This is a genomic window from Chryseobacterium sp. MEBOG06, assembly GCF_021869765.1.
Lineage (GTDB): Bacteria > Bacteroidota > Bacteroidia > Flavobacteriales > Weeksellaceae > Chryseobacterium.
This window is the reverse complement of the sequence record NZ_CP084580.1, coordinates 825756-841012: the sequence shown is the minus strand read 5'-3', so window position 1 is coordinate 841012 and position 15257 is coordinate 825756. Positions and strand designations below refer to the sequence as shown.

Annotated in this window: 16 protein-coding genes; 3 read left to right on the top strand and 13 right to left on the bottom strand. The window is 36.0% G+C overall.

Translation table 11 applies throughout. From position 1 onward, the window contains the following. Positions 1-6 precede the first annotated feature (6 nt). A complete protein-coding gene (locus tag LF887_RS03875; RefSeq protein WP_236857497.1) occupies positions 7-783 on the top strand; it encodes a hypothetical protein in 777 nt (258 codons plus the stop codon). A 108-nt stretch (positions 784-891) separates the two neighbouring features. On the opposite strand, the gene LF887_RS03870 is transcribed toward LF887_RS03875, so the two are convergent. After that, complete coding sequence (locus LF887_RS03870) at positions 892-1932, bottom strand: NAD(P)H-dependent glycerol-3-phosphate dehydrogenase (protein WP_236857496.1); 1041 nt, start codon at positions 1930-1932, stop codon at positions 892-894. A gap of 225 nt (positions 1933-2157) precedes the next feature. Here LF887_RS03870 and LF887_RS03865 point away from each other — a divergent pair, with 225 nt between their 5' ends. Beyond that, positions 2158-3192, top strand: a complete 1035-nt coding sequence (locus tag LF887_RS03865) for a M23 family metallopeptidase (RefSeq protein WP_236857495.1) — start codon at positions 2158-2160, stop codon at positions 3190-3192. Between the two features lie 94 nt (positions 3193-3286). Here LF887_RS03865 and LF887_RS03860 read toward each other — a convergent pair whose 3' ends face one another. The 5 genes from LF887_RS03860 to LF887_RS03840 all read right to left on the bottom strand — a co-directional run bounded on the left by LF887_RS03860 (position 3287) and on the right by LF887_RS03840 (position 7207). Further along, positions 3287-4462 (bottom strand): MBL fold metallo-hydrolase, encoded by a 1176-nt coding sequence (locus LF887_RS03860; RefSeq protein WP_236857494.1) that lies wholly within the window; start codon positions 4460-4462, stop codon positions 3287-3289. A 15-nt stretch (positions 4463-4477) separates the two neighbouring features. Beyond that, a complete protein-coding gene (locus LF887_RS03855) occupies positions 4478-5131 on the bottom strand; it encodes an NAD(P)-dependent oxidoreductase (RefSeq protein WP_236857493.1) in 654 nt (217 codons plus the stop codon). A gap of 59 nt (positions 5132-5190) precedes the next feature. Continuing rightward, entirely contained in the window at positions 5191-5601 is a 411-nt protein-coding gene (locus tag LF887_RS03850; RefSeq protein ID WP_236857492.1) for an Rrf2 family transcriptional regulator, read from the bottom strand. Positions 5602-5667: 66 nt separating this feature from the next. Further along, positions 5668-6618, bottom strand: a complete 951-nt coding sequence (locus LF887_RS03845) for a hypothetical protein (protein ID WP_236857491.1) — start codon at positions 6616-6618, stop codon at positions 5668-5670. A 154-nt stretch (positions 6619-6772) separates the two neighbouring features. Beyond that, on the bottom strand, positions 6773-7207 hold the full coding sequence (locus LF887_RS03840) for an FKBP-type peptidyl-prolyl cis-trans isomerase (protein WP_236857490.1): 435 nt from the start codon (positions 7205-7207) through the stop codon (positions 6773-6775). Positions 7208-7527: 320 nt separating this feature from the next. Here LF887_RS03840 and LF887_RS03835 point away from each other — a divergent pair, with 320 nt between their 5' ends. After that, complete coding sequence (locus LF887_RS03835; protein ID WP_236857489.1) at positions 7528-8535, top strand: catalase; 1008 nt, start codon at positions 7528-7530, stop codon at positions 8533-8535. 158 nt (positions 8536-8693) lie between these two features. Here LF887_RS03835 and LF887_RS03830 read toward each other — a convergent pair whose 3' ends face one another. The 7 genes from LF887_RS03830 to LF887_RS03800 form a co-directional block, all read right to left on the bottom strand. Then, the gene (locus LF887_RS03830) at positions 8694-9740 is read right to left on the bottom strand and encodes a TerC/Alx family metal homeostasis membrane protein (RefSeq protein ID WP_262912508.1); all 1047 of its coding nucleotides are present in this window, start codon (positions 9738-9740) and stop codon (positions 8694-8696) included. Positions 9741-9825: 85 nt separating this feature from the next. Then, complete coding sequence (locus LF887_RS03825; protein ID WP_236857488.1) at positions 9826-10434, bottom strand: TerD family protein; 609 nt, start codon at positions 10432-10434, stop codon at positions 9826-9828. 73 nt (positions 10435-10507) lie between these two features. Further along, positions 10508-11455, bottom strand: a complete 948-nt coding sequence (locus tag LF887_RS03820; RefSeq protein ID WP_236857487.1) for a hypothetical protein — start codon at positions 11453-11455, stop codon at positions 10508-10510. Positions 11456-11471: 16 nt separating this feature from the next. Then, on the bottom strand, positions 11472-12641 hold the full coding sequence (locus LF887_RS03815) for a toxic anion resistance protein (protein WP_236857486.1): 1170 nt from the start codon (positions 12639-12641) through the stop codon (positions 11472-11474). Between the two features lie 2 nt (positions 12642-12643). Beyond that, positions 12644-13201, bottom strand: coding sequence for a TerD family protein (locus LF887_RS03810; RefSeq protein ID WP_236857485.1), 558 nt, complete (start codon positions 13199-13201; stop codon positions 12644-12646). After that, entirely contained in the window at positions 13191-14015 is an 825-nt protein-coding gene (locus LF887_RS03805) for a phosphoribosyltransferase family protein (RefSeq protein ID WP_236857484.1), read from the bottom strand. Before LF887_RS03805 ends, LF887_RS03810 begins: the two co-directional genes overlap by 11 nt. Before the next feature lie 8 nt (positions 14016-14023). After that, positions 14024-14692 (bottom strand): HAD family hydrolase, encoded by a 669-nt coding sequence (locus tag LF887_RS03800; protein ID WP_236857483.1) that lies wholly within the window; start codon positions 14690-14692, stop codon positions 14024-14026. Positions 14693-15257: the final 565 nt, after the last annotated feature.

Below are 15257 nucleotides of genomic sequence, written 5' to 3'. Positions count from 1 at the left end.
TTTACAATGAAAACATATATGTATATTGTTTGTATAACTGCTATTCTGTTTGGTGCATCCATAAAAGCACAGGTTGGTATTAATACAAGCACGCCAAACCCCAGCAGTGTTCTGGATATTAACTCTTCTAACAGAGGAGTGCTTTTTCCTCAGTTTGACCTCGTTGTACTCAACAGTACATCTACACCTGTTGCGAATCCTGCAGATGGATTAATTATCTATAACAAAGGTGGGGCATCTACCTATACTAAAGGGTATTATGTATGGATCCGTAATCAGTGGCAGCGTACTATTCTTTCAGGTTCTGAGCCACAAATAATGTCCCTGATCATTAATTCGGGGATTTTGATTCCTACCGGGAGTACTAATAATACTTTGACAAGCTTCACTGTAACTTCCAATAAGATTACAGGAGCATCCCTGGGTACAGATACTTCTACTATTACCTTACCGGCAGGAACCTACATTGTACGATATTCTGTAGATTCCAGTAATGGAAATAACAATAACGGAACGGCTAATACACAATACCTTTCTCAAAATTTCACCTGTACAAGGTCTTACCTTGTTAATTCTGCAACAGGCTCAACGATCACAGAAACGAACAGAATGTGTCAGCTTTCAAGTTCTTTTACTTTTTTTCAGGGAAGTTATTTTCTTACATTGACTGCTCCTACCAATATCCGCCAGAAGTTTGAATTTGATACAGGAAATGGTTTTACAGCAAGTAATCTGAATGTAAGATCTTCACTGGCTCTGGTCATCACCAAAATGAGTCAATAAAAATAATCAAAGCACTCAACTTGTGTTTAATGATAAAAGGCTATCTCAATGTGAGACAGCCTTTTATCATTATTATAAGAAGACTAAGAGATTAAAGCTCCTATCTTTTTAGTTCAATTTTGCAGTTAACTTTTTAAACTGCTTCTCAGCACTTTTTCCTTCATAAAGAATCGCATATACGGTATCAACAATCGGTAATTTAAGATTCTTCTGTTTTGCAGTCTGATAAATTGAGTTGGCAGCGTAATATCCCTCTGCTACCATATTCATAGACTGGATCGCAGATTTTACGGTATATCCTTTTCCAATAAGGTTCCCCAGGTTTCTGTTTCTTGAGAAAAGGGAATAAGCGGTTACCAGAAGGTCACCTAAATAAGCACTTTCATTCACATCCCTAGGGGCTTCATAAATAGCTTCCAGGAATATTTCCATTTCACGGATCGCATTGGAAACAAAAACTGCAGTAAAGTTATCTCCATACCCCAGCCCACTTGCTATCCCAGCTCCAATTGCAAAGATATTTTTAAGAATTGCACTGTACTCATTCCCCAGGACATCTTTACTTGTATGAACTTTAATAAAGTCTGAACTGAAAATTCCTTCCAGCTTTTCTGCCGTCTCTTCTTCCGCAGCTGCTATTGTAAGATAAGAAAGTCTTTCCATCGCTACTTCTTCTGCATGACACGGTCCGGCAATTACAGCCTGATTTCTGAAGCCGATTTTAAATTCATCACGTAGGTAATGGGCTACCACATCATTTACTTTAGGAATAATCCCTTTAATTGCTGAAACAAAGATTTTATCTGAGTAATCACAGCTCATCTTATCCAGCGTATCGGAAAGGTAAATGGATGGCGTTGCTAAAACAATTACATCACAGGCAGACACAAGTTCATTGATATCTGTTGTCAGCTTTAAACTTTTAAGGTTAAAATGAGCAGCAGTAAGATAAGTAGGGTTATGTCCGCGAAGCTCAATCGCTCCTTTTACAAACTCACTTCTTACACACCAGTGTACTACTTTACAGTTTTCAACCAACATTTTTACGATAGCGGTTGCAAAACTTCCGCTTCCTACTACTCCTACAGAAACATCCTTTTTAGTCTTTTTCGGATTGGAAGATTCTGAAATTGTTTTCTTTTTAGCCATAATTGGAATGTGAACTGCAAAGATATTAAACAAAGATTTAACTGGTGACCTGAAAACATGATAAAATCCATATTCTGAAAAAATTAACGCTTCCGCACAATTAAAGACTTAATTTCACGTTAGATACAGAAAAAACTAAACTTTTGTTAAGAATAACTCACAATACTTATTTTTAATTAAATTTGCAGTGCTAAAACCGTTTTAAAATTTACTAAGAGAAGAAATATGAAAAAATTTCTAAACAGAAAGAAGAACGTAAATATTCTACTGGGAGGACTTTTGCTGGTAGTTTTTGCACAAAGTGTATTTATTGCAAAGCTCTTTTCTGAAAGAGATGACAAAACCTACGAGGTGAATCTTGTAAAAATAAACACTGAAAAAGACAGTGTAGATTATTTAAAAATGAAAACCGATCTCACCTTGGTGGATCAAACCGTAGGCCAGCTGAATTCTTTCCTTAAATCTAAGGATATTACCAATGAAAAACTGATGATGCTCAATCAGGACAGTATTTCAAATTCTATTTATCTTTCCAAACAAGCCAACCGGTACAGCCAATATCTGATGGACCTTCAGCAAAGACTGATGCAGGTTCCATTGGGAATGCCTACTGATGGATATATTTCATCTAATTTCGGAGTAAGAAAAAATCCTATCCCGTTCAAAACTGTTTATGCATCGGTAAAAACTGGTACAGCAACAGAATCTAAACCAATCGCTGCTGCTGCTCCAAAACCTGAAGTGAAAGCTGAACCTGTGGAAAAAATCATAGAACTTACTGACAGCTATGGCAACAAAAGGGAGGTAAAAGTAATGGTTACTCCAAAAGCAGCACCGGTTGCCACAGCACCTGCCACTACAACTCCTGCTTCTAAAACTGTTGCTGTAAACGGCACAAATAAAACAGCCGCTACTGAGAAGAATAATCCACCTGCTGAAGCAGACCAGATGCAGTTTCATAAAGGGCTGGACATTGCCGTTCCTTTCGGCTCTGATGTAAAAGCTGCTGCTGCGGGAACAATTATTTTCTCCGGGCAGAAAGGCGGTTATGGAAATTGTGTAATTGTCTCTCACGGAAACGGACTGGCTACCCTTTATGGGCATCTGTCTCAACTTGTTTCTAAAGTAAATGATAAAGTAAAAGTAGGTCAGGTAATTGCCAAATCAGGAAATTCCGGACGTTCTACGGGACCTCATCTTCATTATGAAGTACACAAGAACAATACTCCGGTCAATCCGAGATTGTTTATGAATCTATAATCACTTTAAACTTATCTTCAGGACTAGACAACTGTTTAAAAATAAAAGACTACCGTTTTAAGCGGTAGTCTTTTATTTTTAAACAATCATATATTTATTTCTGAATGCTTAATGTTCCTTTCAGATGCATCAATGATCCGTCAGGCTGAGCAATATTAGAATACACTATATTTTTGTTGTAATCCTGAATTTCAGTAATATTGGAATTCAGTTTAGGTTCATGCCAGTACACCATAAAAACATTCTTTGCTACTTCTACTGCAGTATATTTTACAGTATCTGTGTTATTTTTTGAACTTCCTGCGGTTCCCGTAAAGGTCATTGTTTGGTTATCTTTAAAATCCAGCAGAAATTTTACCGTTCCAAAATCAGCTTCTACCTTTTTGCCGATGGCAGGATATGGTGATTTTAAATCCCATTCCATTTCTCCTAAAAATACTTTCACTCCCATTCCAAGCTCATCTTTTCCGGGAAGGTCAGGATATTTTTTAACCATAAAATCCACAATAGAAGACGTTGTTTTATTGTCAGTTACCGCTTTTTTATAGTTTTCAAGATAACTTTTAACAAAATCAAGAGATTGAGGAGACAGAGACTGTTTTGTAAAATGAGAAGGAACCACCTGCTGAGGGCTCAGGGACTTCATTGCATCTATCTGTCCGATCCATTGGTCAATGGCTTTTATGTTCTGCGTATCTGCCATCCAAAGATGAGAATCTGTAGATACTGAAATTCCGCCTGCTATGGTTTTAATGGATGGTATCCAAAGAAAACTGTGTGCAGGATCTTCAGCGTTCCGGATAATCTCAATTTTATTTCCTTCAAGATCGGGAATGGCTGAGACAGCTTCAGGAACAATTATTTCCGAAGGAGCATCCGCTTTTAACTGCGGTTTCCATACAGCCATTTTATCATCCTTTGAAGCGGATATCAGATAAGCGGTCTGTGCTGTAGAAATAATCTTTGCACTGGGAAAAGCTTTCCTGATCACATCCAGCCCAAAATAGAAATCCGGATCGCTGTGAGAAATAAAAACAGTCTTAAGATTTTTACCTGTAGCTTTTATTTCTTTAACCAGCTGTTCTGCATACTGTTTCTGGAACTGTGCATCAATAAGTACAGCATCTTTCTCTCCGTAAATGATGGTTGAAGTCACGGCGAAAATAGCCTTTGCCCCCGGATTATAGACTTTTACTTTTAAGTTTCCTGCCAATAAGAGACTCATAAAGCCTAATAAGGAAGCCAATGATAACAATTTCTTTTTTAACATTCTTGTTCTTTTAGATTAGTAAGCAGCAGTAAAACGTTCACGGATGTGGTTGTTCTGCTCTAATTCATCAACCAGAACTACTGCTACATCTTCTACAGAAAGACGGCTTCTTCCATTTTCATCAAATACAGGAGTTTCTAATGAAGTTCTGTATTTTCCTGTTCTTTCTCCTACATTCGCCTGGTTCATTTCTACTGCAGGGCTGAAGAAAGTCCAGTCAAGCGTGTTATTTTCTTTAATCTTGTTCAAATAATCTCTTGCTGCTGTTGCCCCTGGTTTGTAAGCATCCGGGAAATCCGGCGTATCTACAATCTGTACGTTATCCGGTGTGTAAAGGCTTCCTGCCCCTCCTACTACGATAAGTCTTTTTACACCCGCCCCTTCTACTGCTTTTTGAATATTCTCAGAACCGTTTAAAAAGTCGTTGTAAAGATTAGGATTCGTCCAACCTGCGTTAAACGCACTGATTACTGCATCAGTTCCTTTTAATGCTTCAGCCAGTTCGCTTACATTGTTTACATCAACACTTTTTGCTGTTACATTGTCCTGTGTTTTTACTTTAGACGCATCTCTTACCAAAGCTTCTACAGCGTATCCTCTGTTTGCTAATTCATTGACGATCTGTGATCCTACAAATCCGGTTGCACCGATTACTGCTACTTTTTTCATAATGTTTTATTTTTAAATTAAATTGTAATAAATTTTGTTACATTTATAGTTAAAAAATTTTAGTCGAACTGGTCAACAAATTCCTGTAATGACTTATCTCCTAAAAAATTAACTACCAATTGATCTGTTTCTTCAAATAATGTATTTAAGTGACTATTGATTTCTCTTCCTACACTACAGTCAGGATTAGGATTCTGATTTTTCTTTCCTAATACTTCTGTATTTTTCACTGCTTTATAAATTTCAGAAATGGTAATCATTTCAGCATTTTTTGCCAGATGGCTTCCTCCTTCTTTTCCCTGTCTGCTGATAATAAGGCCTGCTTCTCTTAATACACTCATTTCTTTTCGGACAATCACCGGGTTTACGTTTATACTGCCCGCCACCCATTCAGAAGTGAGCCACTCCTGAGGACTTTTTGCCAATAAGGTCATAATATGTACTGCCGTAGCAAATCTTGTATTGTTCATTATAATTACAGGACAAAGGTAAGCATTTTTTCAAATGTAACAAATTTTATTACAGTTAATTTTTTCTTAAAGAATTAATTTGTCCAGATCCAGCAGTAAATAATTGATATTCTGATTAATAGTACGGGTTGCAGATTGCATCTGATTGAGCATGGCCGCCCGGTTGTGAAGATCATCTGCTCTGTAATATCCTCCATCACTGAAGATTACTGATTTATCTGCAGTCGTTTTATTATCATCAAACTGATAGTGAAGCCATCTTGTTTTCATATTTCCAATAATAGAATGCTCTTCTTTGTTGGAAAATTTTTTCTCTGTATACATATACCAGATAAAGGGCGGAAAGTTGGGTGATTCCAGTTTTTCCTTCCAGATATCTCTCAACAGGTTCCTTTGGTGAATAAATTCCACCTTTTTACCTTTCGGGTTGAGGGTTGCCAATCCAAATCCTGCCCCTAAAATACCTCCGCCGATGCCTATTGCATTATCCCAGCCGTTACTACTTACTATACCTCCTGCGATAGACGATGCAGCTCCTGTAATAATGGAATACAGAATCAGCTTATTATTTCTGGAAGAATTCAGGTTATCTACATAGTTTCCTATTTGTGCTACTCTTTCACCTTCACAGTCAAATTCTGCAGCTACTGCATCAAGCTCTGTTAAGGCAATCGTCACTCTGCTGTTGATTTTTGTTTTAAGCTGCAAAATCTTCACCTGTGAGGCCAGCGATGAATCTTTTTTCAGTTCAATAATTTTATGTACTTCGTCCAGATTATTCAAAGCATTCAGAATCAAAATACTTTGATCCGAAAACATGATTTTAAGATCTTTATTTGCCGTTAAAATAGAATCGGAATTGTGGGAAGGTACTTTATTATTGTAATTATACTTAAAAGGTGCCTTGCAGTAACTATCTTTAAGGGTAAGAATATTTTGTCTAATAGCCTGATTTTTCTTGGAAACACAAGAAGTTAATAGGCTAAAAACAGCAAAAAGGTAAACCAGTTTTTTCATTCAGTCATATTTTGTGCAGGGTTGACAGGTGGAAAAGAACAGCTGAGGTATGAAATGGTACTTCATCAGATTCACAATTCACCTATACGAATATAATACAAATAAAAAAATTGACCTGAATTCAGGTCAATTTTTAATCTATTTTTAAGCAGGCTTATTTGATGCCCAATAATTCAACTTCAAAAACCAATGTACTGTTTGGTCCGATTTCTTTGCTGATTTCCTGGTCTCCATATGCTAAATGCGGAGGAATGATCAGTCTCCATTTACTTCCAACTGACATAAGCTGTAATGCTTCTGTCCATCCTGAAATCACTCTGTTTAGAGGAAAAGATGCAGGCGTACCTCTTTTTACTGAACTGTCGAAAATTTTACCAGAAATGGTCGTTCCGTGATAATGGCATTTCACCGTAGACTTAGGTCCTGGTTTTGCTCCTTCTCCTTCTGTGATAATTTCATATTGTAAGCCGCTTGGTAATTGCACAACGCTCTCTCTCTTACCATACTCTTCCATATATTCTTTACCGTCATTCAGGTTCTTTTCTGCCAATTCTTTTTTACGTTTAAATAACATATCTGCTACTCCCATATTATATTTTTTTGCAAAGATAAGGCTTTTTGGGAATGGAAGACAGCGCCGGGAAACGAAGATTAAAAAATTGAGATACTACACTATTCAGTTTTCAGGTCTTCCGAAGTGATTCATTTATCATGATGTACGCTTTTTCAACGCAATAAATAAAGTATTAAAATACAAATACTTAAAACATTCTATTCATAAAAAACCAACAATTTCATGAGCTCTTATAAACCTGCTTCTCCCATCACTGCTATTAAAATTCAAATATTTTTAATACTGAATTAACACAGATTCAAAAACTTGGTGTTATAATTGAATTTAAAAACTAAATGCCAAATCCATTAAAATATAATAAGCAGTTTGACGAACTGAATGAAGAGGAAAAAAAACTTCTGGAAATCACAAAGAAAACGATTGCAGATTTTGTTGAACAGTCTTCTTCCATCAGCGATGTCAATTACGCAACCCGAAATGCCCATGCAAAGACCTATGCAACGGCAAAAGGAACCTTCTGGATTGATCCGAATATTCCGGAATCACTTCAGCCTTTTTTCGACAGGGAAAAGTTTGACCTTACAATAAGGTTATCCAATGCCCGGCTGAAAATTAAAAACTCTAAAAAAGATATTCCTGCTTATGGTTTTGCGGTACAGATCAAAGATGAAAACGGAGGATTACTTGCCAATTATCCATTAGTCAACTTTCCTTTGTTTCCAGTGAATACGGTTTCTACTTTTTTGAAACTGTTTACCGCTGTCAATAGGTTTTATATCAAAAAATGGAGCAGTTTATTTCCTATGCTGATTCAGGTTCTCAAGATGATGCCTTCTTTTTTCACTTTTGATTTTATCCTTAATATTATAAAATGGATTGGTAAAAGAAATGATTTTATTCTTTCTTTTAATTATTATTCTGTAGGCGCTTACCGGCTGGGTGAACAGATGATCAAAATAAAGTTATGCCCTCAATCTGTAGACAAGAATACCGGCAAAAAACAAAAGATAAAAGATTCTCTTAAAGACTATTTTCAATCTAATGATTTTACCGCAGATGTTTTGATCCAGATCTGCTATGATCTGAAGAATCAACCCATCAATAAGCTCAATGTAGAATGGAAGAATTCGCCATTTATCAAGATTGGGGAGGTAAAAATCAATAAAGATTCTTTACTGGATTCACGTAACTGTACGAATGAGCTTCTTTCATTCAACCCATTTGAAAGCAAGATCTTTTTTCAGCCTGTTGGCAAGATACAGAAGCTGCGTGATGAAGCTTACAGGGTTTCTGTACAGACGAGGAGAAAAATCAATAAGCTTCTTCATGGGAAAGCAACCTGAACTGCTCAGATGTTAGCAGCTGGAAAAGACAAAAAGATGCTTTAAGAGGAAAGATAATTACGTCATCACCTAAAATAATTTTCCTCTTCCTGCTTTTAGCCATAAAAAAACCTCCGGGATTAAACTCCCAGAGGCTATTCTGTATATTTTCGATACTTTTATTTTTCTTCTAATTCTTCTTTTTTATCATCTTCTTTTTCAGGAAACATAACAGATAAAAGAACTGAGATGACCAATACTCCTCCTACGATTCCTAATGAAACCGGAGATGAGATATGAATCCATGGAGCAATAAGCATTTTAACTCCAATGAATGAAAGGATAATTGCTAAACCATATGGAAGTTTACTGAACATATGAATAAAGTTTGCCAACAGGAAGTATAATGATCTAAGTCCCAAAATAGCAAAGATATTGGATGTATAAAGGATAAACGGGTCATCTGAGATTGCAAAGATAGCAGGAATGGAGTCTACTGCGAATAAAACGTCTGTAAACTCAATAACCCCAACCACTACTAAAAGAGGTGTTGCCATTTTGATTCCGTTCTGAAGTGTGAAGAACTTATCCCCATCATAGTTATCAGAAACTTTCCAGAAACTTTTTATCAATTTTGCACCGGCTGTATTACTGTAATCCTCATCTTCATCATCGTCACCGCCTCCCCATGACTTGATCCCGGCATACACAAGGAACAATCCGAACAAGGCCATTACTATGTTTATTTTTACAGGTTCTCCGAAAATGTTCATTTCAGGAAGATAAGTCAGGTTAATAAGCCCTACTCCGGCAAAGATAAATATCGCTCTGAAGATCAAGGCACCAATGATCCCCCAGAAAAGTACTTTATGATGAAGGTACTTTGGAACCTTAAAGAATCCGAACACAAGAATAAATACGAACAGGTTGTCTACAGAGAGAGCCTTTTCAATCCAATAAGCTGCCTGATACTGTGAAAATTTTTCTATTGCCAGCGCATGACTTTCAGGTGATCCATCTGTGTTGAAGGCCCAATAAACAACTCCTGAGAATATCATAGAAATTGAAATCCATACGATAGACCAGATGGTAGCTTCCTTAGAAGATACTTCGTGGCTTTTTTTGTTGAAAACTCCCAAATCGAGGAGCAGCATGATAACTACTGTTATCGCAAATCCCCACACCAAGCCAGGGTGCAGATCTAAAATACTTTGATGTTTTTCCACTTGAGTAATGTTATTATATGATAAAAGCAATAAGTGTACAGAGTACAAATATTGCTATTTTATTGATCGTTTGATTTACAATTAATTATAAGTAATTCATCTGTACAGTCTGAATCGTCTGCTCCAGCTTTCTATCTGCGGTAGGATCTCCAACAGCATTGAATTTCCATTCCCCGTTTCTCTTATAGAACACCCCCATTACCATAGCAACATGCCCTCTGAAAGAAGCATCATTGGCAATATCATATTTAGCAAAGACTTCTCTTACATTAGTAGGTGATCCTTCATAAATACGGATAGATGCAAAAGGAATCGTTCCGAAATCCTGGCCTTTATAGCTATTCAGAACCATAGCAACATGCTCTACATTTGGCTCCAGCTGGCTGAAATCTACTGTGATTACTTCGTTATCCAAACCATCATCTCCATCTACATCACCGGTAAGGTCATCTCCACTGTGTCTTACCGATCCGTTTTTGGATTTGAGATTTCCAAAATAGATTACTTCTGTAACATTTTTGTTTGAATCATATAAAATACAGCTTCCATCTAAGTCTACTGCTTCTTTTTTAGTTCCGAAAAATCCTTTTTTTTCAATTGCTCCCCAGTTGATTCCTACACAAGCCTGAGAAAGCTCAGCTCCGTTTTCTTTTTTAAGGTTAATTCTCTGACCTTTTTGTAAGTTAATAGCCATCTTTTTATGTTTAGTTGTTATTTATATTTTGCGAAGAAAACTTTTTGTCTTCTTTAGTTTTTCAAATTTCGTTTTATTGATTATTCAAATTCAAATTAAGCATTGCCCGCAGAATATTCGTTTCTTCGTCAAAATCAAATATTTTGCTCATAATATCTATATTTTCCAGATTCAGGATATAATCTTTAAGTACTCCCTGCACTTCAGGTGGTAACGTACGTTTTCTTTCGTTCATAGTGTTTTCCAACTGTTCGTTTTTCCTTTTCAGCTGATCAATGATCATTCCCTGATTGGACTGATTTTCAGAGGCATCCAGCTTATCCAGTTCTTTGTCAAAAAGATACAGTTTTTTCTCGTCTACACTGAAAATAAAATGATCATCAGACTGAAAGATTTTAAAAAGCTCATATTCATGGGTCCCTATAAGGTAACCACAGACAAAGCGGACTTTAAATCCCTGTATATTCAATCTTCCCAATAACTTTCTTTCAATGGAATAATCTCTGTATTGGTAGGCTGGAAAATTTCCGGATTTCAGCAGTGCCTCATCAGCATCTGTCCTGTAAAATTCCTGTGCATATTTTTTGTGAAAATACAGTACATTATCCCAATTGGCCGTAAAAATATCCTCTGTAAGATCTTTATACAGTGTTTTCAGATGTTGGGAAAATACACCGCTGTACATTTTCCTGTCGGTCTGAAAACTGTCTACTCTTCTTTCTTCAAAACCGGAAATATATTTATTGTTGATGTCAATTTCATTAATGACAGTCAGCATATCGTTTTCCTTCTGCCTTTTAATTTTGGTAAGAAGTTCTATGAGACTGTCTGTATACTGCAGGTGAAAAAGTTCCAGCTTATTGTAGTCAAGGGCAGTATTTTCCTGGAACAGATTGTGGATAATATCAGTTTTAATGTAAATTGATATTATGTCAATATGTTCAAAAAAATTCGCCAGAAGCTTAAGTTTTGTTAATCTTCTTTTGCTTTGTGACAATATGGTTGCTGCATCATCCCCCACCTTTGTACCTTATAAATTACCCTCTGACATTAGCTTTTAACTCATGCTCCAGTGTCTGAAGATCCTGATCCAGTTTTCTTCTGTTATCAGCTCCCTGTTTCTGGATTTGTTTTACTTCATTCAATGTGTTGATCAGCATAGATGTTGTCTCTCTCAATGTTTCTACAGATACGATAGTCTGCTCATTGGCTCTGGCAACATTCACTGAATTCTGACCAAGGCGTTCTGCATTCTTTCTCAGGATTTCTTCTGTAGTGGCGGATACTTTCTGCTGAATTTCAATATTCTGCTGCTGTCTGTACATTGCCACTGCCAGTGAAAGCTGGTTTTTCCATACAGGAAGAGTCGTGGTAAGAATGGTCTGTGCTTTTTCAGCAATAGAAACGTTATTATTCTGTACCAGTCTGATCTGTGGAAGCGACTGCATCATGATCACTCGTACCACTTTAAGATCAGCCATTCTTCGGTCTAATCTTGCAATGAAATCTCTCTTATCTGCGATCTGATAATCCTGGAAGTTCTGAGGGGCTGCCTCCATTTGGGCAAGCTCTGCTGCAGCTCTTTCCATTCTTATGTTTCCTGCGATCACAAGATCTTCAATCTGCTTGATGGAATTCACATTACTTTCAAAAATAGTCTGCAGAACAGCATTATCTTTCGTAGAAGTAATGATACCTGCGTTTACTTTATAAGAGATCTGCTCGATATTGTTGATGATCTTATCATATTTTGCAAATAAATTTTCTACCTGAGTCATCACCTTCTTCATGAATGGTAACTTGCTTAGGAAGCTTTTAACTTTATTTCCATGAAGTTCTTCTACATCTACATAGTTAAGCTCTACCAAAAGATCATTGATCAGTCCGCCTACTTCTCCTGAGTTTGATCTTCTTACATTTCCTAAAAAGCTGTCACTCTGGTTTGTTAAGGTCTTCTGCAATTCAGCCCCAAAATTCACGATTGAACCTGGGTTGGCTTCATCAATAGAATTCGCAAGAACTTCATATTTTTGACGCTCTTCCGTCTGCATCTGTGTCAGATTTACATTCCCTTCTCTGTCTACAAGAACTGCCGGTGCAGCATTTTGTACAGGCTGAGCCGGCGGAACCATTGGTGTAGGTTCAAATGTTTTAAGAGGTTCAATTGATCCAAGCGGATCTATGGGTTGATTTTCTTGATTATCCATGATTATTTCTGATAAATTGATACAAACTTTTCAAGGCCCTCTCTCTGTCCTGCTCCTACAGCCTCAAATTTCCATTCTCCGTTTCTGTTGTAGATTCTTCCGAATTCTACTGCCGTTTCGATTGAGAAATCTTCATCTAATTCATATTTTAAGATTTCTTCATTCGTATCTGTATTGAAAATTCTGATGAAAGAATTTCTTACCTGTCCAAAATTCTGCTTTCTCGCATCTGCATCGTGAATTGTTACAACCACTGTGATTTCCTTGATGGCATCATCAATTTTTGTAAGATCAATTTTAATTTGCTCATCATCTCCCGCTCCTTCTCCTGTAAGGTTATCTCCTGTATGGATCACTGATTTGTCCGGAGATTCAAGATTGTTATAAAAGATAAAGTGACTGTCTGAAACCAGCTTTTTATCATCGCCAAGCAAAAATAAAGAAGCATCTAAGTCAAATGCAGTTCCTGTAGAAGTGTTATTGGTATCCCATCCTAAACCTACAGTGAATTTAGGTGCGTTAATATTTTCTCTTTGTCCTTTTTGTAAGTTAATAGCCATAATATAATTCCGTTTGTGTTAAAGTATTGATGTTATTTTCGTATTCTGTTATTAAATGATAATTATTACTGATGGCCAGCTCCAGCAGCAGATCCATCTGTTCTTTTTTTACTTTAGACGTAAGATAATCAAAATTACTTGAATCCAGCCCTAAAATATATTTCACAATCCTTGTGTTAAACTGAAAGCTCTCTTTGTTCATCACTTCTGCAACATGTTTCACATTTTGTACTGCATAATAATTGAAAAAATTTTCAATCTTAGGATCAAGGTCAAAGTTCATCAGCTCTGCATAATACAGGAACATAAAATCTGCCTCAACGTTATATTCATTCAGTATTTTGTTCACTGTATATTCATGGCTTCCCGTAATTTTTATATCGTCTATAAAAATACAAAGTTTTCCTCTTAAAAAATCTTTATCTATATAATAAGTATCGTTCGCAATCAGATTTTTACGGTCTTCAAAATTAAGGTTCCCGTAATCTGTGATATAAGTATGATTTCTATTGATTTTTGATAAAATACTGGATTTTTTTCCCTTCTGAAACCTATATAAATCCAAATACTTCTTAAAGTAAAAGCATAAAAAGTTGGAAGCCGTAGGAATAGCCATATACGGGCTTGGAAGCACTACAATCTCTTTATCAGTCTGTAAAAGTGCTTCATTTTCGGAAATAAATCCCTCGAATAACTCTTTTGCAAATTTTTCAGCATACGACTTATCGCCATATTTGAAATAGCTGTACTCTGCAGGTGAGAAAGTAAACTCATCCGCTGAATGAATGTGGTGTAAGCTGTATCGTTTATTCATGTTTATTTTTAGTGTTTAAGTAAATAGGCACTGAAACCGAAGTCCTTCGCTCCCTTATAATCAGCAACCGGATTATCTCCGATATGTAAAACCTGAGACAACGGCAGGTTCTTATCCAGAAGATTATTTTTCACTTCCTGAAAAATAAGAGGATTCGGTTTGGAACAGTTGATTTCATCAGAATAGATATGAAAATCAATGTACTGATCAAGGTTTTCATGAATCAGAAACTTTCTCATCGTTTTTCCCTTGATAAATCCTGTGTTGCTTAAAATATTAATGGTCTTTCCCTGGTTTTTGATATCCTCAAAAAAACCATGGACATTTTCAAAAATCACAACCGGTCTGTACTCCAGAAATAAGTCTTCACTCTTTACATAAAACTCATTGAGTTTATCTTTATTCAACTCTTTTATATCTACATTCAGGGAACCAAGAATCATCAGATACATCTCAAATGTATCGATATTCCCTCCCGTCACCTCATTGATGGTATTACAAAGATCATCGTAATATTTTACGGTTTTCGCAACTCCCTCTATTGGTTTATCTACATTGAAAAACGAGGAGAACAGCTCAACTCTTTTTGCTTTAAATTCAGGATGAGATTTGATTAAGGTGAGCCACAGGTCAAAGGAAAAATGACAGTGGTTATGAATGTCGATATCTGTTTTCAATAGGTTTTAAGTTAAAAGTTTTATTTAGCTTTCTTGAAAAAGATTTATTTTTTTTTAATCATCAACAAGTGTTTAAATACTATTCTTCCCAAAGATAAAATTTTTATCATAAATGCATTACGTTAGTTGTGTGTTTTAAGATATTTTTATGAAAATTGAAAAATTTCACAGACTCTCAGAAGCTGATTTATGAACCGTTTAATTTCCGGTCGTAAAAAAAATATTTTCAAAAATTCTTTGGAAATCAAAAAAAAATTATAATTTCGCAACCGATTAACAATCAATAATGTCAACAAAAATGATAAATATTATAACTTTAAGCCATCCTGTCAGAGCTGTGTTCTTTGGCAGCACTGAATATTTATCTGAATAGTTCTATAGATCTTTTATACCCAAAAATATATTGAAGACCTATCTATTCGGATAGGTCTTTTTTGCTGCCTTATTTTCAGACTTTAACAATTTAAACAACTTCTGTTATTTGTTAATATCTCTGAAAATTTTTCTCAACTCAAAATACAAAAAAGTTTTGCCGGTTTTATCAAGCCGGAGTGTATTTTGTGTT